We start from the raw sequence: 22,035 nt of genomic DNA, 5'->3' as shown, positions 1-22,035 counted from the left end.
GGTTGAAGCCCTGGTTCTCTCACTGATTCAATCTCTAATCCCTAATATGATGCTAAATTACCTGCTTTTTCACGATTCTTGGTAAAACTCTTTATTTTTTTAAGCCTGAGTAGTTACATTTACTGAATCCCAATGGAATTTTGTTTGGCCCCAATACGTCATTAAATCTTGGTGGCTCGTTTATTGGGACAACTGCTAATAGTATTCAATTTGCCGATGGCACCGAGTTCAGCGCAGTTAATCCGAGTCCCCCACCGCTCTTGACAATGAGCGCACCCATTGGATTGCAGATGGGCGCAAATGCTGGCCCGATTCAAGTGCAAGGTATCCCTGCGAATAATTTCTTCTTCCGGCCCCCCACTTTGACACTCAAACCCCAGCAAACCTTTGCCTTAGTGGGTGGGCAAGTGGATATCAATAGTGCCAACATCATTGTGCCTGATAACCATGTGGAACTGTGGGCAATGCAAAATGGGACTGTGAATCTTCCGACTTCCGGAAATTGGCAGTTGTCCAGTTCCTCCCCGTCGCCGACCTGGGGAACCGTTACCCTACGCCAGTCTTCCAATCTCGATACCAGTGGAGCGATCGGGGGTGGCATCAATATTCGAGGTCGAGGATTGACCTTACAGGATGGCTCAGGCATTTCATCAATGACAGGAGCCAATGGCCAAGGCGCAGGCATTCATGTCCAGACGACGGAATTTGTCGATTTGCTAGGGGTTTCCCATCCCGAAAATTATATGCCTGCGGGACTGTTTACTAGTGTTTCTGGGAGCAATGCAATAGCAGGGGATATTACGATCGACACACCGCAACTGCGTTTAGCCAATGGGGCTTGGGTACAATCCCTCAACTATGGTAGCGACTTTTTCACCTTCGCTCCCATCAACAATGCCAAAACAGGCAACATTACAGTCCGGGCTCAGGATGTAGAAGTTGCGGGTTACAGCCCGTTTCCCAATCCCTCCACCGGGGTTTATGTCGCAGGTGCGATTACAACGCTAGTAACAGGGGGAAATCAGAATGACAGTGGTGCCATTACGGTAGAGGCCGATCGAGTGCGGCTCCTGGATGGGGGGCGAATTAGTACTGACTTATTGGGTTCAATTAATTTTTTTACAGGCAAGCCTAACATTACCACGGGAACAGCGGGAAATATTACGATTACCGCTCGGGAAAGTTTGGATATTCAGGGAACGACACCAATGGGTTTTACCAGTGCGGTAATTAGTTCCGTACAAACCTTAGTCAATGGTCAGGGCGGTGATGTTAAGATCAATGCAGGACGACTCTCTGTAGCAGATGGGGGAACCATATCCAGTGCCATCTCCGGCAGTTCGATCGCCGCTTTTGCAGGCCAAGGAAAAGCAGGAAATATCACCATTCACGCAACGGATGTACAAGTTAGTAATCCCCGGATTGATAGTTATAGTCAGGGGGTGAGCGGGATTACAGTAGCATTGGGACAGAATACAACGGGGCAGGGCGGCAATATTCATCTGACGGCCGATCGCTTGCAAGTCTTTAATGGCGGACAGATTACCTCCTCCACGGCAGGGAATGGCGCAGCCGGAAATATCAACCTGAATGTCAAGACGATCGATGTGCAGGGTGTTTCTCCCACATTAATCAATGGAGCCTTCCTCCCAAGCGAGATTACCGCTTCCTCCACAACAGCCTTTGCCGCAGGTTCCGTCAATATCACCGCCGATCTCCTCCAAGTCCGGGACCGTGCGGCGATCGCGGTTAGTAATACGGGTTCGGGGGACGCTGGCAACCTTAACGTGAATGCACGAAATATCTTTTTGGATAATGGCGCGAGTCTGCGGGCAGAGGTCAACGGAGGAAGTCAAGGCAATATTTATTTGACCACACGCGAAGTTTTATTACTGCGCCGGGGTAGCAACATTACGACGAATGCCCAAGGAGCATCTACAGGCGGAAATATCAACATCAAGGCATTAGCGATCGTAGGGCTTGAAAACGAAAATAGTGACATCGTTGCCAATGCTATTTTAGGCAGTGGCGGAAATATTAACATTACAACCCAAGCGCTATTAGGTCTGCAATTCCGTCCCAAGTTAACCCCCAAGAGTGACATTACCGCAAGTTCAGAATTTGGGATTAATGGAACGGTACAAGTGAATACGATCGGAACTGATCCAAATGCAGGCTTAACAGAACTTCCCGTCAATGTCTCTGATCCGAGTCAAAAAATTGCCACAGGCTGTGCTGCAAGTCAGGGTAGCCAATTTGTAGCGACCGGGCGCGGTGGCATTCCCCAAAATCCAAATCAGCAGGTTATCAGCGATCGTACCTGGGATGACCTACGGGATTTGTCGGCCTATCGTGGCAGTCAAGGAACCATGGCCCAGGAACCTCCCAGCCAGCCACCTACTCTGCTACAAGCCTCCGGTTGGCAGCGGAACTCCGATGGAACTGTAGACCTGATTGCAGCGCCAGTTGTGCAGCCTTCGATCGCATCTGCAACCTGTAGTGGTCCTAACCTGAATATGGCTGATGCGACTCTTCTCTAAAGGTTCGCTCCCAGACGCGATCCGGTGAATCCTAAGCAGGAGAGGGTTGGAGTGCGCTAGGCTGGAGGCAGTCTACCTGATTCCCAAAGCTTAAGCCGACATGCTAAACCGCACCCATCTTCCCTTTGGCAAAACCCGGCAGGCTGAAATCATTGAAGTCGTGGCACGGCATGGTTGGAGTTACTTTCAAAATCAATTGTCACTCAACCCAAAACCAGAAGAATTTTCGCTGCCGTTGCCCGAGGTACTGAAACAGATTTTGATTGAGCTCGGGCCAACGTTTGTGAAGCTGGGGCAAGTCCTGAGCACTCGTCCAGATTTATTGGAACCAGCCTATATTCAAGCACTGGAAACTCTGCAAAATCAGGTTCCACCTGTACCATGGGCTGACATTGAACCAATTTTGCAAGCTGAGTTCCAGAAACCGTTGGAGACTCTGTTTGCAGAAATTGACACCGGTACGATCGCGGCGGGATCCTTGGGGCAAGTGTATCGCGCCCGGTTAGTAGAAGGCCCAATTGTAGCGATCAAAGTGCAACGTCCCGGCATTCGTACCGTCATTGAACGGGATTTGGAAGTTCTCCGATCGCTGGCATCATTTTTTAGTCAGGATCATTTTTTGGGACAAGCCTATGATCTATTGGGCTTGGTTGAGGAATTTCGTAATAGTATCCTAGGGGAATTAGACTTTTGTCGGGAAGCCCAAAATACTGAGAAATTAGCTCAAAATTTAGCGGAAAGTACTTTCTGGGAGCCTCAGCAAGTCATTATTCCCAAGGTATACTCCAAACTCACGACTTCGCGAGTGTTGGTGTTGGAATGGATTGATGGGGTGAAGTTAACGGAAGCTCACCTATCCCTCACCCAGCGCAAAGCAGTGGCGACGCTAGTGGTACGAGTCGTGATGCAGCAAATGTTTCTCAGTCGTTGTTTTCACGCCGATCCTCACCCAGGTAATTTTTTATATTTGGGGCAGGATACAGAAACAGGGATCGATCGCGTTGCCTTGCTGGACTGTGGCATGGTGGCTATTCTCGATCCGCGTACGCAGCGAATTATGACAGATTTGTTAGTGGGGATTGTCTACGAACAGCCACGACAAGTCGCTCAAGCAGTGCGGGAACTGGGATTTAGTCGGTTGGATGTGGATATTCGCGCGATCGAGTCAGCATTCGATCGATTATTGCGTCGATTTTACACTCGACCATTGGAAGAAATTAATTTAGCGGAATTACTCAATGCAGCACTGCGGATTCCTCGCGAAAACAAAATTCAGATGCCTGGTGCGATTGGATTATTTGTGAAAGCGATCGCGAATGTGGAAGGGATTGCCCGTCAACTTGATCCCAGTTTTGCGTTTATTGAAGTGGCACGCCCCGTGGTGTCTAAGTCACTCCAGCGGCGGATTTTTAGCCCTGATGTGATTCCAGAGGTGGCCCGATCGTCGCTGTATTTATCCCAGTTGATGATCGAACTACCGGAGCGGTTGGATGTGTTGGTCGATCGATTGGAACGATCGGAACTGGGGTTAAATTGGCGCTGGCGGAATCAAGATGAATTTCAGCAGGTTGCAAATAAGCTAACTCGACGGATTGCAGGTGCCCTGTTGAGCGTAGGGTGTTTGATGTCCGGGAGCTTACTCGCGATCGCCCATACCAATCTCGCAGGGGAAGCCGCATTCACCGTGATTCCATTATTCTGGAGTGAAGGGCTGCTGATTTTGGGGCTGGGAACCATGGCAGTTGTTATCGTTGAGTGGACTTTACGTCCTTAACGTTATGTCCTTAACTTTGCATCCTTAAAGGAATGAGAATGGCGATCGTTCCCTTCACCGCTGACCCACTTCCCCCAATGCTAAAATAGCGTTATTGCAGCTGAGGAGAAGTTCGACCATGAACCAACCGATAATCTACGATCGGTCGGAGACCATCGCCGCCACACCGCTGCCTTGTATGGATGCTCTGCCCACCATGCATGATCTTCCTAGCGATGACCCTCTGGAGCCCGGATTGCCCGACGAATTTCATGGCCTACAGCCGCAATTACTCGCCGAAACGTTACGCCTAACGAATTACGCTGAAAGTGAAGTTTTCTATGCATTCGACCTGAATTTGTACTACGACCCCAGGAACACGGGCTGGTACAAACGGCCCGACTGGTTTCTTGTTGTCGGTGTGCCCCGTCTGTATCAAGGCCAAACCACCCGTTCTAGCTATGTCACCTGGGATGAAAAAGTGAATCCCATCATGGTGATTGAATTTCTATCTCCTGGCACGGAATCAGAAGACCTTGGGCCATTTGCCAATAAATCTGCATCCCCCGTTGCTCCAGGCAAACCACCAAATAAATTCACGGTTTACGAGCAAATTCTGCAAATTCCCAATTACCTTGTTTTTCATCAAGAGACGAATCAATTACGCTATTTTCGACTAGTCAATGGACGTTACGAAGAACAAGCGATCGCGGCTCAGAATCCTTACCTCTACATACCCGAAATTAATTTAGGACTGGGCTTGTGGAAGGGAACATTTCGCGGGATTCCCCAGGATTGGTTACGTTGGTGTGATGCCGACGGCAACTGGTTACTGACTGAAACTGAACAAGAACGGCTGGCAAAAGAACAAGAGCGACAAGCGAAAGAACAGGCGCAACAGGCACAGGCAAGACTGGAAGCTTATCTTCGATCGCAGGGCATCGATCCGGATAACCTCCCTGAATAGGTTGATTCCGCGATCTTGTACTTCTTTTCGTTGTCTTGTACTACAACGATCGTCTAGATTCCCAAAAAAATCCCCAGAATTGCTTATCTGGGGACGACTTCAGAGGTGACCTAGAGGAAGGAAAACTGTGGAGCGTTTACAGTTCCTCCAAAGACTGATTCAACGTGCTTGCAGACTAGCTTTGCGACCAGACTTGGTTTGCTTTCAGACTGCGCGTAACGCTAGACTGTGACGTTAGGCTGTAGCTTTAGACTGTGGTGTTAGGCTGTGGTGTTCACCTTTGCATTACACCTTGCTATGGAAAGTCCGTTGAATGACGTCTAACTGCTGTTCGCGGGTGAGTTTAATAAAGTTCACCGCGTAGCCTGAGACCCGAATCGTTAACTGCGGATAGAGTTCCGGGTGATCCATCGCATCGAGCAATGTTTCTCGATTCAGCACATTCACGTTGATATGGTGGCCGTTGTCATGGAAATACCCATCCAGCAACCCGACTAAATTTCGCACCCGATCGCCTTCGATTTTACCCAGCGCCGACGGCACGATCGAGAACGTGTTGGAAATGCCATCCTGGGCGGCGGCGTAGGGAATTTTGGCGACGGAAGCCAGCGACGCGATCGCGCCGTTGGTATCGCGGCCATGCATGGGATTTGCACCTGGTGCAAAGGGTTCTCCGGCCTTCCGTCCATCGGGAGTATTGCCCGTTTTCTTGCCGTAAACGACATTAGATGTAATTGTCAATACGGATTGAGTGGGCATAGCATCCCGATAACAGCGGTGTTTCTTCAATTCCGCCATGAAGGTTTCCACAATTTGTACAGCGATATCATCAACCCGATCGTCACTGTTGCCGTACTTGGGAAAATCACCGGAAATTTCGTAATCCACTGCTAGTCCAGCTTCGTTCCGGATCACATTCACCTGAGCATACTTAATGGCAGAGAGGGAATCTGCAACAACCGAGAGTCCTGCAATTCCACAGGCCATCGTGCGCAGAATATCTCGATCGTGCAATGCCATTTCAATCCGCTCATAGCAATACTTATCATGCATGTAGTGGATGACATTGAGGGTATTGATGTAGGTTTTGGCTAACCAAGCCATCATTGTCTTGAAGCGAGCCATCACCTCATCATAGTTCAAAATATTACCCTGAATGGGTGCATAGCAAGGCCCGACCTGATCTCCAGACTTTTCATCCTTGCCACCATTAATGGCATAGAGCAAGCATTTGGCCAGGTTGACCCGCGCGCCAAAGAACTGCATTTGCTTACCCAATCGCATGGCAGAGACGCAGCAAGCAATGCCGTAATCATCCCCCCAGTACGATCGCATTAAGTCATCATTTTCGTACTGGATGGAACTACTGGCGATCGAGACCTGGGCACAGTATTCCTTAAAGGGACGCGGCAACTGTTCCGACCAGAGAACGGTTAAGTTGGGTTCCGGGGCAGCCCCGAGGTTTTGCAACGTATGTAATACCCGGAAACTGGTCTTCGTGACCAAAGGGCGTCCATCCAGCCCCATCCCACCGACACATTCCGTCACCCAGGTGGGATCGCCTGAAAAGAGATCGTTATAGTCCGGTGTGCGCAGGAAACGCACCATGCGTAACTTCATGACAAAGTGATCGATCAGTTCCTGCACTTCGGACTCCGTCAGCGTGCCGTTTTGCAAATCCCGTTCAAAGTAAATATCCAAAAACGTCGAAACCCGTCCCAGGGACATAGCCGCGCCGTTTTGTTCCTTCACCGCTGCCAAATAGCCGAAATAGACCCACTGCACCGCTTCCCGACCGTTGCTGGCAGGCCGACCGATATCGAACCCGTAGCGCTGCGCCATCGTTTTCAATTCAAACAGCGCTTTAATTTGATCGGAAATTTCTTCTCGGCGTTGCAGCACAGATTCATCGATCGTGTCTACTTCCAATGATTCCTGTTGCGCTTTCTTATCGTCAATTAAGCGATCGACCCCATAGAGCGCAACCCGGCGATAGTCGCCAATAATTCGCCCGCGCCCGTAGGCATCCGGCAACCCGGTGATAATGCCCGAATGCCGTGCCAGACGCATATCTTTGGTGTAAGCATCAAAGACCCCGTCGTTATGGGTTTTGCGATATTGCGTAAAAATCTCCATCACCTTCGGGCTAATTTGGTACCCATAGGCGGCCAGAGAATCCCTCACAACACGAATCCCCCCCAACGGCATAATCGATCGCTTGAGGGGAGAGTCAGTCTGCAGTCCAACAATTTGTTCTAAGGCTGAGTCAATGTATCCAGGAGCGTGGGCGGTAATGCTAGAAACAACCTCTGTATCAACATCCAGGATGCCTTTTTCCCGTTCCGCCTTCATTAGTTGCAAAACCTGTTGCCAAAGGGCTTGAGTTCGATCGGTCGCCGGGGCTAAAAATGCTGCATCTTCGGCATAAGGACAGTAATTCTTCTGAATAAAATCGCGTACATCAATATGTTGTATCCATCGACCAGGGTGAAAACCTCTCCATTCGTTGAGCATCGGTATCACCATTCCTTTACTGCTGCGTGTGAACTCTTCTACGGTTCTAATCTAGACTACAAAAATGAGAAAGTTGTGAGGACGATCGGGAGAGGGCTGTCTAGTCTGTCATGGAAAGCTAATAAATCAGGTCAACCAATCAAACTGTGATTTTTATAAGCACAATGCATCAAATGCTTGACCGTTGAGTGTGGAATAACATTCATTCAGCTTAAAGAACAATTTAATAACCATTGAAGAACTGTTTAAGGGCATCAAATAATAATGCGGCGGGATGAAAGGATGTAGATGGAGCGGATGTCAACGGAGAAGCTGGCTTGATCATCTAGGTTGGGAAAGCGCTTCTGAGGGAACGGATCGATCGTCTTTCTCGAGTCAGCCTCTTCATGGCCCGTTCTTGTAGCCTCTTTGGTTATCCTCACAAAATCCTCATGTTTGCTGTCTATTCTGCCAGCATGCATTGATCCCCCGAACTAAATCCCTCCAACTTCGTTCCCCAACTTGCTCCCATGCAATTGATCCCCCCAATCTAGATCCCCTGACCTTGTCCCTATGCACTTGATCCCCCGAGGGATCCAGACTCACGTAATCTTTCAAAGAGGATCCCACCAATCCATATCCCATAGCCCATAACTCACAGCCCATAACTCACAGCCCACAGATCACAGCTCATGTGTCCATTTCTGAGAGGTATTTGTAATGAGCCATGACTTACTGCAACCGACGGAACAACTCCTGGCAATTCCGCCAGGGTATCTGAACATCATGGGCTATGTGGATGAGTCAGAAGTAAATGGGCCAGGGTGTCGGGCAGTGATTTGGGTGCAGGGGTGTCTGCGCCAGTGTCACGGTTGCTTTAATCCTGAATCTTGGTCGTTTGAAATCAATCAATTGGTCTCGATCGATCGCCTAGTTCACCAAATTCTCAGCAATCCCCGCAATACGGGCGTTACATTTTCCGGTGGGGAACCGTTTTGGCAAGCTCCCGCCCTTGCAGAACTGGCTAAACAAGTGAAAGCGGCGGGCTTGAATGTCATGTCCTTTACAGGATTTACCCTAGAGCGACTGCGATCGGACTATGCCCCAGCAGGTGCGCAGGAATTATTAGCTGAATTAGATATTCTCATCGATGGCCCCTATATCGAAGCCCTAGCCACCGATTCACCAGACTCTCCCGTAGCCTCCAGTAACCAACGGGTGCACATTTTCAATCCCGCATTCCAAGACCAAATTACTTGGGCCAGCGATCAAATCGAAATTCATATTTTGAAGGATGGCACCCGGATTATTACAGGCTATCGGCGATTTAGTGAAGAAGAATCTGGCTACGAAGAAGAAGACTCAATGTGGCTAGAAGATTGCTCAGAAGGCCGCTTGCACGAAGAAGAACTGGTGGGATAGATCAGCTGGTCTTTGGTACATTCAAGCGGACTGGCTATCCAATTCCCAGCCCAAAATCTCGGCAATTTGATTCGCTAATGTCAACGGATCAAAAGGTTTAGATACCGTAGCTTTAATGCCTAGGGTTTTATAGGAAAGAGTCTGGGGCTGGCTAGCTTGCCCCGTCATGAGAATGACAGGAATATGGGAGGTTTGAGGTTGTGATTGCAAATACTGGAAGGTGGTAATGCCATCCATATCGGGCATCATGACATCCAACAAAATCGCATCAGGTAACTCGATCGCGGCTTTTTCCAAGGTTTCTTGCCCTGAGCCAGCAGTGATCACCTCCCATCCTGCCATCATTTGTAATGAGATTTGAGTTACCTCCCGAACATAGGATTCATTGTCAACGATGAGTATACGCTTCGATCCCATGCAGCCGATCCTCCCTTTCGCTGTATCTATCTTAAATGAGAGAACGGGAGAAGAGAGGGGAGGGCATTGAGTCGGTTACGGGGGATCTAAACTACGATCGGATCTAAACTACGATCGGATCTAAGGTGGGATAGTCCGTGTAGCCTGCGGGGCCGGGGGAATAGAAGGTGGCTGGATTCGGTTGGTTGAGAGGTGCGCTGCGTTGAATGCGTTCCGGTAGATCGGGATTGGCGATAAATAACGATCCAAATGCGATCGCATCCACTTTTCCATCGGCGATCGCGGTGTTGGCTTCTTCGGGACTGTAGCCCATATTGCCGATTAAAGTACCTTGGTAGTACTCCCGAATGGGCATTAAAACATCCCCCTGTTGCTGCTGGGCAAAGTCGCTGCGCATCACATGCAAGTAAGCGAGGTTGAATTCATTAAGCTTGGTCGCTAGCCAAGTGCACACCCCGATCGGATCGCTATCGATCATGCTGTTGTAGCTGTTGAGGGGTGAAATGCGCAGACCGACCCGATCGCTGCCCCAAACCTCACAGACGGCTTCTAGCACTTCTAGCATTAACCTGGCCCGGTTGGCGATCCCCCCTCCGTAGAGTCCGGTTCGTTGATTTGACCCATCCCGCAGAAATTCATCCAGCAAATAACCATTCGCTCCGTGCACTTCGACACCATCAAATCCGGCAGCTTGGGCATTTTTCGCAGCTTGCTGAAACCCTGCAATGATGCCCGGAATTTCCTCATCCCGCAGTTCCCTGGGTATGGTGTAGGGCTGTTTCCCTTCGGGAGTGCGCACTTCGTCATCGGTAATGGCGATCGGGCTGGGCGCAACGGGTTGGCGACCCCCATTCAACAATGGGTGACAGGCGCGGCCCCCATGCCAAATTTGCAGAAAAATCTGTCCCCCGGCGGCATGGACGGCATCGGTCGTTTTACGCCAACCCGCGATCTGCGCTGCGGAATAAATTCCCGGTTCTTTCCAAAAGGCGGAATTACCTTCCGTGACCATCGTAGCCTCGGCAATGATTAAGCCTGCACTAGCACGTTGGGCATAGTATTCGGCCATCAAATCGCCTGGAACATGATCTGCTTCTGCCCGACACCGGGTTAAGGGAGCCATGAGGATGCGATTTGGAAGGGTAAGAGCCCCTAAAGACAAGGGTTTAAACAGCATATCCATCGTGTTCAATCCTTAGTAATGAGGTCGTAGTGAGGTCGTAGTGAGGTCGTTCAAAAAGGTCTTCAAGTGGGTCACAAAGCATAGGGAAGTATTGTCAAGATCACTAAGGCACAATTGGAGCCATTCGTTAAACAAACCTGACATTTTTCAATTAGGAATTGCTATTTTAGCCATAAGTTACGTGTCAATTACATGTCAAGTACATGTCAATTACGTGTCAAGTACGTGTCAACTTAGTGATGTCCCAACCTTACATGACTTGATAACGCTTGCATTTCCAAATTTTGCAATCACTTGAGACATCTCTTTCCAAACTTTAATCGTATTGTTTGATCGCCTTATTCGATCGTTGCTAGAGTCTTTCATGCAATTTATCTTGCCATAGTTTTTAAGGTTCTTACAACACTACGATCGCACAACATTACTAAAGGTAGAAGGATAGCACCTCGACTCCAGGTAATTTGGACTCAAGAGACATCCAGAGCAAGGAAAAAGCAATGAATCAAGCACACTCCCTCCTTTGCGGCCCCATCAACACAATGCGCTCCTACCTCCATGACATGGGTCGGGTACCGTTGCTGACTCGAGAGCAAGAGATCCAGTATGGTCAGCAAGTGCAGAAGATGATGGAATATCAATCTGTGAAAGCCAGCCTCACCAATACCCTAGGCCATTCACCGAGCTTAGAAGAATGGGCAGCGGAGTTGGAAATTACGGTGGATGAATTAGAAGCTGTTTTAGAAGATGGCGAGATGGCGAAACGAAACATGGTAGAGGCTAATCTACGATTAGTCGTAAACATCGCCAAACAATATCAAAACCGGAATGTGGATTTACTGGACTTGATCCAAGAAGGGGCGTTGGGATTGCAAACAGGTGTTGAAAAATTCGATCCCGATCGAGGATTTAAATTTTCTACTTATGCGTACTGGTGGATTCGTCAAGCCATTACCCGTGCCATTTCCCAAAGTTCACGAACCATTCGGCTGCCAATTCACTTAGTTGAAGTATTGAATAAAATCAAGCGATCGCAGCGAGAGCTATCGCAGAAATTAGGTCGCACCGCTACGTTAAATGAAATTGCAGCGGAGTTAGATTTAGAACCTGAAAAAGTTTTACAATATCTTTCCTATGCAAAACGTCCAATGTCTTTGGATATGCGAATCGGGGATAATGAGGATACCGATTTGATCGATGTGCTGGAAGATGAATCGACTTCCCCCGCCGCACACCTCGAAAAAGCAGCCCTCTCTGAAGATTTGCGTCATGCGATCGATGAGCTTCCCCCGATTATGCAAGAAGTTCTAGTTATGCGGTTTGGATTGGATGGCAATGAAGCTTTATCCTTATCTGAAGCAGGGCGACGTTTGGGGATCAGCCGGGAGCGGGTTCGTCAAATTCAACAAAAAGCCTACAAGCTGCTCCGACAGCGGCATTCTGACATTCGTCATTATTTAGCAAGCTAAGGGTTCTCTGTCTGAAAGTGTTTGGATTGCAGCATATCTTGGATTACCCGATCTGACGGTATCCTACCAAACATTCCGACTCAAGAACAATTTCTGAATCAGTCTCTCTACAGATGTCTCCCTATAGATGTCTAGTTATCGATAATTTGATTATGAGGATAACTAGACACCTATTTTTATTGTTTAGGTTCTATACTTTAAGATGATTTCTCTTTCCAAATCATATTGAACGAAAGGAAATCTATTGAACGCAGTTCGCTCATCTATGGCTTAGCTAATTACGATTAGATTAGGATCTACGGAGAAATCACAGTCCTGTTCATCCTTCAGCCACCCAGGATCATATATTGTCACTTATCATAAATTAGGCATTAAAATGCGTTTTGAGTTTGGCTGCCGCATGCAGTTTTATAGCGATTTCGATATTCCGGTCGTTTTGATGTTACGACCACGCAGTGGAGCGCGGCAATGGATAGTTCAGGAAACCTATGATCTCCAACCGTTTACACCCGTGACAGAGTATACCGATGGTTATGGGAATCTTTGTCAACGACTGATTGCGCCAGCAGGAGAATTTCAGCTACAGGTGACGGCCCAAGCAGAAACCCTGTTGCAATTGGAGCTAGATCAAACGGCAGAATTTATTCCGATCGAATTTCTACCGGATAGCATTTTGCAGTTTTTACTGCCCAGTCGCTACTGCGAATCTGACCAAGTCTACGAGTTAGCAGCTGAGATTGTGGCAGACTTAGACCCGGGGTATGCTCAAGCAGAAGCCATCCGGCAATGGATTTATGACCATATTCAATATGAGTACGGAACCAGTAATGCGTCAACTTCTGCCTTGAATGTCATTCAAACTCGTCAAGGCGTTTGCCGAGATTTTGCCCATTTAGGCATTGCCCTCTGTCGGAGTCTAAATATTCCCGCTCGTATGGTCGTGGGGTATCTACACGGTCTAAAACCCATGGATCAACATGCTTGGTTTGAGGCGTATGTTGGCCATCGCTGGTATACCTTTGATGCGACGCAAACGGAACATTCTGAGGAGCGCATTGTGATTGCCTATGGCCGGGATGCCGCAGATGTTGCGCTAGTGACTCAGTTTGGGCCGCTACAGCTTAACGATATGCAAGTTTGGATCAATGCCCTGTGACGACGGCCTGGGAAAGTATTTGGCTGGTGACTTGTCTAGCGGGTTGTGACAGGCACGATCGAAGGTGTGCTTCGTTGCCAAACAGCTTGGCCGGTGATGAGTTCCACTACATCCATGCCATTGCCAATGACGCTGGGAACACTGGGATATCCTGCACTTGCGCCGACAAAGAATAAATTCGGAAGTTCTGTTTTATAACCTAGGCGATTGAGTCCTACCTGTTTTGGAATCAACTTAGCACCGTAAATGTTGCCCTGGGGTTGTCCAAGAAAATGTTCGCTAGTGGTAGGAGTACCGTAAACTTTCAGGCGGATATAGCGATCGATATCAGGAATTAAATCCCGCAAACTGACCATTAAGGCTTGGTACAGGCTGCGCTTCAGCGATCGGTAGGCATTGAGATCGGTCTGCCGCAGTTCTGCAAAGGATTCATAGGGACAAACTGTGGCGACCTCCAAAACATGATGTCCGGTTGGCCCTAGGCCAGGTTCACTGGTTTTCATGGTTGGGCAAGATATAAAAATCCAAGGATGGTCTAAGTGCCCTGCCAATTGTTGTTGGTATGCCTGGTTCAGGTCTGCATTGGGATAGTACCAGATATTCCAATTGCCAATGCCGTAATTCTCGGGTTGAAAACGCTGATCCAAGCCCAAATAGAGATTAAATGCACTGGCTGAATATTCATATCCTGTCAGACGCTGCCGTTCTTTGGGGCTGAGGTCAGTAGCGTGATGCATCAGTTTGACGGTCAGCTTGGGATCTAGGTCACTGATGTAGGCTTTATGGGCGTGGTATTGCCGATCGCCCGCAATGATTGACTGTACTTGGCCGTGATCGACTTGAATATGTTCAACAGGGGTTGACAACAGAATTTCTCCACCACCGCTGGTAATGGACTGGACGATCGTATCGACAAAGTGGCGAAAATGCTGTTTTGGATAATAAGCGCCCTCGGAATAATCCCACACTAGGGAGGTATGGGTCATCAGCGCAATTTCTGCGGGGGGCAATGCGTAGTCTCCACTTTGGCCTGCTAAAACAGCTTGTAGCTTCGGCGATAATCCCACATGGTTGTATAAATCCTGCAGTGTCCAGTTGCGCTTGTTAAACAGGTTGAGATATTTTGGCAGTTTTAACCAATCACTCCAGTTTTGGTCATACCAGTGCACTTCATTGACAAGATGGGTGATCTCTTGATGGAGACGATGAACTTCATCACAGTAGCGATTAATGCTATGCGCTTCATCTGGAAAGCTGGATAGTAAACGCGATCGTAGATTTGCCCAACCTAGGGGAATTCTAAAATCAACTTCTGGAGTAATGACTCGATCGATACAATCGGGATCGAGGGAATTAAATTCGACATTTTGCTCAATGTAGTTTAAAAATTGTGCAATGGTTTGTCCTGAACCACATTGGGAAATGTAATGCACATCAGCACAGAAGCTGTAATGGCCAAAGTCAAAGGTATGGCAACAGCCACCAGGTAAATAATGCTGTTCTAGGACTAAAACTCGGTGGCCTTGGCGGGTTAAGCAGGCTGCGGCAGATAATCCACCTAAACCTGCTCCCAAAATCACATAATCAAAACTATTCATTTTATTCTCCGATCGCGAATATCCAATCCTTAATATCCAAATCTCTAATGACGGCCCATTCACTACGATGTATTGAACGTAAATATTTGAACGTAAATATTTGAACGTAAGTACTTGAACGCAAGTATTTAAACACAGGTATTTGAACGCAAGTATTTAAACCTAAGGGCTTGAATGGGGGTCATGGGAGGGAAGTCATGGGAAGAGGAGTCATTGGCAACGGTAAAAGGCAGGCACGCCATGACGACGTGCCCAACTAGAAAACGCTGCTAAGCTTGGCTTACCGGAATTCCCGGCCCCCCTGCCAGCAATAAGGGAAAGTTGTGGGTATTTGGCCCGTGCATAACTTGTAAGCCTAAATTCGCTCGATTCAGCAGCTCAGCCTCACTGGGAATCACAATTCCCTGGCTGTCTAGAATGGAGTGATTGAAGTTAAATCCATTCAGGTTAAAGGCCATGCTACCAACCCCTAATGCTGCAAACCAAATACCGATCGTGGGCAGTGCAGCCATCATAAAGTGGAAGGCGCGATGGTTTTGACTAGCAAGGGATGGCAGCAAAAGCCGTCCCAGAAATCCCGAATGACTCGCGTTGTAGTTATACGTCACCCGAGATTGACCAAAGCGATAGCCTGCGGCAGTAGATTCTGACTCACTGGTTTGACGAACGATCGACGATGTGACTAACGAACCATGCAGCGCTGCCAGGATTGCTCCTGCAAAGATTCCTGTCACACCTAACATATGGAAAGGATGCATCAGGATATTATGGTCTGCTTGGAACGCTAACATGAAATGAAACGTTCCTGAAATACCAAAGGGCAGTCCATCGGAAAAGCTACCCTGCCCGATCGGATAAACGAGCAGAACCGCAGTGGCAGCAGCGACGGGGCCAGAAAAAGCAATGGCAATCCAAGGGCGCATCCCCAATCGATAACTCAGTTCCCATAGCCGACCCAGATAGCAAAAAATCCCAATCAAGCCATGGAACAAAATCAGTTGATAGGGGCCACCGTTGTAGAGCCATTCTTCTAGGGAGGCCGCTGCCCAAATGGGGTAGAAGTGCAAACCGATCGCGGCGGACGTGGGAACCACCGCAGCAGTCATTAAGTTATTTCCCGCTAGAATTGAACCTTGGATGGGTTCACGGATGCCTTCCATATCCACGCCCGGCGCAACGATAAAGGCGAGAATAAAACAAATGGCTGCAACCAAGAGTGTGGGAATCATTAAGACCCCAAACCACCCAATATAGATGCGATTTTGGGTGCTAGTGATCCAATTACAAAATTGATTCCAACGATCGAGTGGATTGTAGCCTTGTCGTCGAACAGGTCGTTGAATCAGGGTCGTCATAGCGATCCCTCCTGTAATGAAGAGTAAGTTGAGACAAGGAAACTATTATGAAGCTACTTTTATTATAGAAGGAATCCTATTGCTTCTGTTTTCTCTCGATATGAAGAATGGGAAGAGTTGTAAAACTTAAATCCTGCTTGTTGAGAGTAAATTCTAGGTCAGTTATCGTCTTGTAGAAAGAATGCAGAACGACTCACGCCACAATGACTCACGCCACAACGACTCATACCACAATGGAGCTAGCTTGAAAATTCAATCGCTTCGTATAGATCTTGGAGTGCAATCTCTACGGAGATAGAAGCCAATGTTAGTTTGTCTTCCAGACTGTTGTATTCCGTAAACAACCATTGATTCTCAGCTTGTTTGACATAGTGTTCCACATGGGGACGATCTTGGTTGATGAGGACGTATTCCTGGAAGGGGTCGATCGATCGATAATGGGCAAATTTATCTCCTCGGTCATAGCCAGCGGTTGAATCGGACAATACTTCTGCGATCAAAATTGGATTCATGACCGTATCCCGTCGATCGGGCTTAAGTTCCACGGGAGCAGTAATGACCATAATGTCTGGGTAAGTATACAGGTTAACTGTGGGGATCCAGAGCCGTTGATCGGTTACAAAAATACGGTAGGAGCTACCCCGTAATGCGAACCAAAGAAGAGCATTCAATGCGCTGACAATCTGATTGTGGGCTGGTGTGCCTCCGGTCATCTCGATAATCTCTCCGTTGCGAAACTCGTTGCGACTGGTGGACTCCACCTCTAAGGCCAAATATTCCTCGGCGGTATAGCGTTTGGTGGGTGGTGGGAGCAGGGTCATAGTTGATAACGTCTAGGGAGCAACGGATATATTTCAGCTATCATTCAATGTCTAGTATATTGCACCATCCATTTTACTGAAAGTGTCAATTCTCAGATAACGCTAGTCTCAAGATCGCGCTAGCTCCATCCCTTAGCCCCATCCATTGTAGAGACAGCCCTATCGTCTAATATTTCTTAGGAACGTGGCTAGCCGATCGACTTCCTATTGCGCTTCCTTTTCTCCAACCTCTGTCTTCCCCGACTCCGTTTGTACCACTAAAACAGAACAGGGAGCGTGGTGCATAATGTAGTTACTAACACTTCCTAAGAACATTTCTGACAATCCTCGCCGTCCCCGCCGACCAATCACAATCAAATCAACTGACCGTTCCTTAGCGACTTCACAGATGATTTGTTCTGGATGCCCTAGTTGTTGAATATAATCAGCTTGTACCCCTTGGGCTTGGGCTTGGTCTGCATGGTGGTGTAGGTATTCCTGACTGGCTTTCTCAACCTTCTGCCACTGTTCAAGATAAAACATTACCGCTTCATCCTGGAGCAACGGCACTTTCATATTGGGATATTGATAGGCAATGTCTGCGTATTCTGGATCAAAGAATGAAAAGGCATGGAGCAAGGTAAGAGATGCCCCCGTTGCCTTCGCGATCGCGATCGCTTCCTCTAGTACCTGCTGGCTGTTTTCCGTGCGATCCAACGCGACTAAAATTTTTTTCACCATAACCCACCTCTCTTAAGCTCGTATCTGTCAAATTGATATTTCTTAAATCCGTATCCATCAAAGGCTGAACGTTAATCTCCAAACTCTGAAACAGATAGCAGGCGGGAAGTCTCAGCTTGGATGGCCGATCGGCCTCCCGCCAGCCTAGGTTTAGCCTTGTTGTAACTTGCGTTCTGCTTGGTCGATCTCTAGGGTCGTTTTCAGAACAGAATCTGGGTTGAGACTAATGGAATCGATGCCCAGTTCCACCAGAAATTGGGCGAATTCTGGATAGTCGCTGGGGGCTTGGCCACAGATGCCAATTTTGCGTCCATTAGCTTTAGCAGTAGCGATCGCTTGGGCAATCATCCGTTTAACGGCAGCATTGCGTTCGTCAAACAGATGGGCCACCAGCGCAGAATCACGATCGAGTCCTAGGGTCAATTGCGTTAGGTCATTGGAGCCAATGGAAAAGCCATCGAAGACTTCACTGAAGCGATCGGCCTGCATCACGTTACTGGGCAACTCACACATCACGTAGACTTGCAGCCCATTTTCACCCCGCACTAGGCCATGCTGACTCATTTCCAGCAGCACCCGTTGCCCCTCTTCCGGTGTCCGACAGAAGGGCACCATCAGCACCACATTGGTCAGCCCCATCTCATTACGAACCCGTTTCATGGCTTGGCATTCCAGAGCGAACCCTTCCCGGTAGCGATCGTCGTAATAGCGCGAGGCTCCCCGCCAACCAATCATCGGGTTTTCTTCCCGAGGCTCAAACTGACGCCCGCCGAGCAAGTTGGCATATTCGTTGCTCTTGAAGTCCGACAGCCGCACAATCACAGGTTTGGGATAGAATGCAGCCGCGATCGTGCCAATGCCAAAGGCTAACTTATCGACAAAGAAATCGGCTTTGTTTTCGTATTGCGGAGTCAGGTCTGCAATTTTGGCCTGGGCTACCCGATCGTCAAGATCATCAAAATTCAACAACGCTAACGGATGGGCTTGGATGTGGTTGGCAATAATAAACTCCATCCGCGCCAACCCAACGCCATCATTGGGAATCGCCGATAGACTAAACGCCTCCTGGGGATTGCCCACATTCATCAGAATTTGCGTTTGGGTGCGGGGTAAATTCTCCAGTTCAAATTCCTGAACTTCAAAGGGCAAAATGCCGTTGTAGACTTTTCCCTCTTCCCCCTCTGCGCAGGAAACGGTCACCGCTTGCTTATTGTGAATCGTGGTCGTAGCCGTCTGACAGCCGACGATCGCCGGAATGCCTAACTCCCGCGCAATAATCGCCGCGTGGCAGGTGCGCCCCCCCTGATCGGTCACGATCGCGCTGGCCTTTTTCATGATCGGTTCCCAATCCGGATCGGTCCGGCTCGTGACGAGGACTTCCCCCGCTTGGAACTGGTCAATCTCCTGCACGTTCAGAATCACCCGTGCTTGGCCGTGGCCAATCATTTCCCCCACGGCACGACCTGTGACGATCGGCGTGGCCACCTTGGCTTCGATCGGGCCGAGACGATAGGACTTGAGCACGTTCTTGGTCTTTTGGGACTGCACCGTTTCGGGCCGCGCTTGGACAATAAAGAGTTCCTGCGTAATGCCATCCTTGGCCCATTCAATATCCATCGGTGTTGGCATTCCCCGCACCGCAGAATAGTGATCCTCAATCACACAGGCCCATTTAGCCAGTTGCACAATTTCCGTATCTTGCAGGGCAAACTGCTGGCGATCGGCGTCGGAAACGGGAATATTTTTCGTTTGCTTGGAACCGCCCACATCGTAGACCATTTTGATCTCTTTGCTGCCCAACCGCTTATCGAGAATAGGTTTAAAGCCCTGCTGCAATGTGGTTTTAAACACTAAATATTCATCGGGGTTAACAGCCCCTTGAACCACATTTTCCCCTAAACCGTAGGCAGCGGTAATCAATGCTGCATCCTTAAACCCGGTTTCCGTGTCAATGGAAAACATCACACCAGAAGAGGCTAAATCCGATCGCACCATTTTTTGTACGCCCACGGAAAGGGCAATACTAAAGTGATCGAATCCCTTAATTTGGCGATAGGAAATGGCCCGATCGGTGAAAATCGAGGCAAAGCACTTATGGCAAGCTTCCAGTACACTATGCACACCATGGACATTCAGGTAAGTTTCCTGCTGTCCGGCAAAGCTCGCATCGGGCAAATCTTCCGCAGTCGCACTGGAACGAACGGCGACATCGGTATTTGTGCCAGACTGGCGGCAAAGCTGGTGGTACGCATCGGTAATGGCGTCTTGCAAGTCCTGAGGAAAAGGGGTCCCTAAAATTAAGGCCCGAGCCTGTCTACCGACTTCTCGCAGATTGGCAACGTCTTCTACATCCAGATTGGCAAAAATGGTGCGGAGTTTATCTTCCAACCCTGCTACCTGAATAAAATACCGATAGGCGTAAGCAGTGGTTGCAAAGCCCATCGGTACCTTGACTCCCTTGGCGGTCAACTGTTGAATCATTTCGCCCAAGGACGCATTTTTTCCTCCGACCAGTGGAATATCTTGGATTCCGACATCACTGAACGGCAAGACCAGTGCACATTCTTTAGTAGCAGTCGTACCATTTTCTTGACAGAATAGGGTTTCCATAAATAATGCCTCTTAGCCTTAGGAAAGGAGAACAACGATCGTCCAATCATGATGGGCTGCCAGACCAACTGCTAACGCTATCTTGGCGGCGATCTTGGCGTTTCAGTTGTCTCACTTTTGGTTGTAGGCCAAATATTTGAGGAACTTGTGAGGGTTTTGTCAGACTTTCCTCACAGGTTTCTCAACTTCGATCGGTAAATTGAGGGTAGTGTTCTCCGGAAATCTAGAAAACCATTTTGATATCCCCTCATAGTCCTCAGTTAAATTTTATGGAAACTTGTCCCTGCTGCGATAATCAACTTTTATCCTATTTCCGTGCTGGATCAACCTATTGGTTTTGTCGCACCTGCTGGGCAGAAATGATGCCTCTGTCTGAATTACAGATGCTGCGGCAGACTCCCTTGGCTCCTGTCTCCCCACGATCGCGCCCTGTATCTCCCACGATCGAAGTGCCTTCCCCCTTGTCGAACGTGCGCCATTTAACGAGATCGACGCTTTCCGAAGTCCAGGCAGATCGACACCTCGACGATCCTAGAAAGCTGCACGACAATTTGCCAGAGGTGGCATAGGAAAAGGGATGGACAATCCCAGTGAGGGATCTGCGATCGAGTCCCATCTGTTTAATCCCCCACGATCGTGCGACAAAATTTTCCACCCGTGGGCATTGCTGCATGATGGCATGCATTCCGCTGTCATCCCCTCATCCTTTCTCCCAAATTTGGGAAACTAGAAAACTTGCACCCAATTTGGGAGAGGAGGGCAACGACCGTCTCCAACGGAGAAATCATACCTTCATTCAACAACGCCAAATTTCCCACCTCGGTACGGTTGACGGGGAATGCGATCGCCGCTACATTGCTATAGTTAAGCAGTTACGAGAAGCTTTTATCTTGGCTGCTAACAAACCCGAAAACTAGCGCGATCGCAATGAGATTCCCGCCTCAAAACGATCGCTAAGCCCCCAAGCTGATTACCCCAGCATGGTGACCTGGATTGCATTTTAGCACCCCAAGCCGCCCTGTTTCGCCATGTCAGAAATCGGGGCGGCTAGCTTTTTGGGTTTTCCTCCTCCCCTTCGTTTAATTCTGAGGAAAACCAATGACCCGCTATACCAAGAAAATCAAACTCCAACTCAGCGGTGACAACGATGCCGTTGATGCCGCCATTGGCATTTTGCACGTTCTCAACTTCATCAGCGCCCACGAATGGAGTCAAACCGTCCGTAAACGGGGAGAACCCACCGTCGTCCGCGTCGCAGCGAGGGAAATCATGCTAGAAGGCTAAGTGGCGATCGCGGATGTTTGATCTCCCTAAATCCCCCTTAACAAGGGGAACTTTGAATGAATTTGACCGAATTCCCCCCTTAATAAGGGGGGCTAGGGGGATCAAATCTGCTGCATCAATGAATCAACTTTATATTACTGTCCTAAACCTGCTTGACTGACAAAAGTATTGAGGAATAAAACGAAAGCGGGACGGGCGTTGGAGTCTGGTTTAGGCTAGAAGTTACCACACAACCAGTCGAACCATCATG

17 protein-coding genes are annotated in these 22,035 nt (G+C 48.6%); 8 read left to right on the top strand and 9 right to left on the bottom strand.

The window, feature by feature from the left end; translation table 11 throughout:
* Nucleotides 1-140: 140 nt before the first annotated feature.
* The 3 genes from ACN4EG_RS23015 (at nucleotide 141) to ACN4EG_RS23005 (ending at nucleotide 5,260) form a co-directional block, all read left to right on the top strand.
* A complete protein-coding gene (locus tag ACN4EG_RS23015; RefSeq protein WP_431632602.1) occupies nucleotides 141-2,540 on the top strand; it encodes a two-partner secretion domain-containing protein in 2,400 nt (799 codons plus the stop codon).
* Between the two features lie 100 nt (nucleotides 2,541-2,640).
* Nucleotides 2,641-4,314 carry an ABC1 kinase family protein gene (locus tag ACN4EG_RS23010; protein ID WP_431632600.1) on the top strand — a complete coding sequence of 558 codons (1,674 nt, stop codon included), beginning with the start codon at nucleotides 2,641-2,643 and terminating at the stop codon, nucleotides 4,312-4,314.
* Between the two features lie 118 nt (nucleotides 4,315-4,432).
* Nucleotides 4,433-5,260 (top strand): Uma2 family endonuclease, encoded by an 828-nt coding sequence (locus tag ACN4EG_RS23005; protein WP_431632598.1) that lies wholly within the window; start codon nucleotides 4,433-4,435, stop codon nucleotides 5,258-5,260.
* 285 nt (nucleotides 5,261-5,545) lie between these two features.
* Here ACN4EG_RS23005 and pflB read toward each other — a convergent pair whose 3' ends face one another.
* On the bottom strand, nucleotides 5,546-7,786 hold the full coding sequence (pflB, locus tag ACN4EG_RS23000) for a formate C-acetyltransferase (RefSeq protein ID WP_431632596.1): 2,241 nt from the start codon (nucleotides 7,784-7,786) through the stop codon (nucleotides 5,546-5,548).
* A gap of 687 nt (nucleotides 7,787-8,473) precedes the next feature.
* Here pflB and ACN4EG_RS22995 point away from each other — a divergent pair.
* Entirely contained in the window at nucleotides 8,474-9,175 is a 702-nt protein-coding gene (locus ACN4EG_RS22995) for a 4Fe-4S single cluster domain-containing protein (protein ID WP_431632594.1), read from the top strand.
* Nucleotides 9,176-9,196: 21 nt separating this feature from the next.
* Here ACN4EG_RS22995 and ACN4EG_RS22990 read toward each other — a convergent pair whose 3' ends face one another.
* Together ACN4EG_RS22990 and ACN4EG_RS22985 are read right to left on the bottom strand one after the other, a co-directional pair.
* A complete protein-coding gene (locus ACN4EG_RS22990) occupies nucleotides 9,197-9,592 on the bottom strand; it encodes a response regulator (RefSeq protein ID WP_431632592.1) in 396 nt (131 codons plus the stop codon).
* Between the two features lie 103 nt (nucleotides 9,593-9,695).
* Nucleotides 9,696-10,775, bottom strand: a complete 1,080-nt coding sequence (locus tag ACN4EG_RS22985) for an alkene reductase (RefSeq protein ID WP_431632590.1) — start codon at nucleotides 10,773-10,775, stop codon at nucleotides 9,696-9,698.
* Nucleotides 10,776-11,272: 497 nt separating this feature from the next.
* On the opposite strand from ACN4EG_RS22985, the gene ACN4EG_RS22980 reads away from it, so the two are divergent.
* Both ACN4EG_RS22980 and ACN4EG_RS22975 read left to right on the top strand, forming a co-directional pair.
* Nucleotides 11,273-12,241, top strand: coding sequence for an RNA polymerase sigma factor, RpoD/SigA family (locus tag ACN4EG_RS22980; RefSeq protein ID WP_431632588.1), 969 nt, complete (start codon nucleotides 11,273-11,275; stop codon nucleotides 12,239-12,241).
* A gap of 400 nt (nucleotides 12,242-12,641) precedes the next feature.
* Nucleotides 12,642-13,397 (top strand): transglutaminase domain-containing protein, encoded by a 756-nt coding sequence (locus ACN4EG_RS22975; RefSeq protein ID WP_431632586.1) that lies wholly within the window; start codon nucleotides 12,642-12,644, stop codon nucleotides 13,395-13,397.
* Nucleotides 13,398-13,432: 35 nt separating this feature from the next.
* On the opposite strand, the gene ACN4EG_RS22970 is transcribed toward ACN4EG_RS22975, so the two are convergent.
* From ACN4EG_RS22970 to ACN4EG_RS22945, 6 genes are all read right to left on the bottom strand, one after another.
* A complete protein-coding gene (locus ACN4EG_RS22970) occupies nucleotides 13,433-14,995 on the bottom strand; it encodes a phytoene desaturase family protein (RefSeq protein ID WP_431632585.1) in 1,563 nt (520 codons plus the stop codon).
* Between the two features lie 269 nt (nucleotides 14,996-15,264).
* Complete coding sequence (locus ACN4EG_RS22965; RefSeq protein ID WP_431632583.1) at nucleotides 15,265-16,350, bottom strand: photosynthetic reaction center family protein; 1,086 nt, start codon at nucleotides 16,348-16,350, stop codon at nucleotides 15,265-15,267.
* A gap of 239 nt (nucleotides 16,351-16,589) precedes the next feature.
* Nucleotides 16,590-17,171 carry a Uma2 family endonuclease gene (locus tag ACN4EG_RS22960; RefSeq protein WP_431632581.1) on the bottom strand — a complete coding sequence of 194 codons (582 nt, stop codon included), beginning with the start codon at nucleotides 17,169-17,171 and terminating at the stop codon, nucleotides 16,590-16,592.
* A 204-nt stretch (nucleotides 17,172-17,375) separates the two neighbouring features.
* Complete coding sequence (locus ACN4EG_RS22955) at nucleotides 17,376-17,891, bottom strand: universal stress protein (RefSeq protein WP_431632579.1); 516 nt, start codon at nucleotides 17,889-17,891, stop codon at nucleotides 17,376-17,378.
* Between the two features lie 150 nt (nucleotides 17,892-18,041).
* On the bottom strand, nucleotides 18,042-20,501 hold the full coding sequence (ppsA, locus tag ACN4EG_RS22950) for a phosphoenolpyruvate synthase (protein ID WP_431632577.1): 2,460 nt from the start codon (nucleotides 20,499-20,501) through the stop codon (nucleotides 18,042-18,044).
* Nucleotides 20,502-20,829: 328 nt separating this feature from the next.
* Nucleotides 20,830-21,174 (bottom strand): hypothetical protein, encoded by a 345-nt coding sequence (locus ACN4EG_RS22945; protein WP_431632575.1) that lies wholly within the window; start codon nucleotides 21,172-21,174, stop codon nucleotides 20,830-20,832.
* Here ACN4EG_RS22945 and ACN4EG_RS22940 point away from each other — a divergent pair.
* On the top strand, nucleotides 21,173-21,418 hold the full coding sequence (locus ACN4EG_RS22940; RefSeq protein ID WP_431632573.1) for a hypothetical protein: 246 nt from the start codon (nucleotides 21,173-21,175) through the stop codon (nucleotides 21,416-21,418). The two genes, ACN4EG_RS22945 and ACN4EG_RS22940, sit on opposite strands and share 2 nt — an antisense overlap.
* A gap of 181 nt (nucleotides 21,419-21,599) precedes the next feature.
* Complete coding sequence (locus ACN4EG_RS22935) at nucleotides 21,600-21,785, top strand: hypothetical protein (RefSeq protein ID WP_431628555.1); 186 nt, start codon at nucleotides 21,600-21,602, stop codon at nucleotides 21,783-21,785.
* Nucleotides 21,786-22,035 lie beyond the last annotated feature (250 nt).

It is taken from the genome of Alkalinema pantanalense CENA528, assembly GCF_050753345.1.
GTDB classification, from domain to species: domain Bacteria; phylum Cyanobacteriota; class Cyanobacteriia; order Leptolyngbyales; family Leptolyngbyaceae; genus Alkalinema; species Alkalinema pantanalense.
The sequence above is the reverse complement of the archived record's forward strand: the minus strand, read 5'-3'. Positions and strand labels throughout refer to the sequence as shown.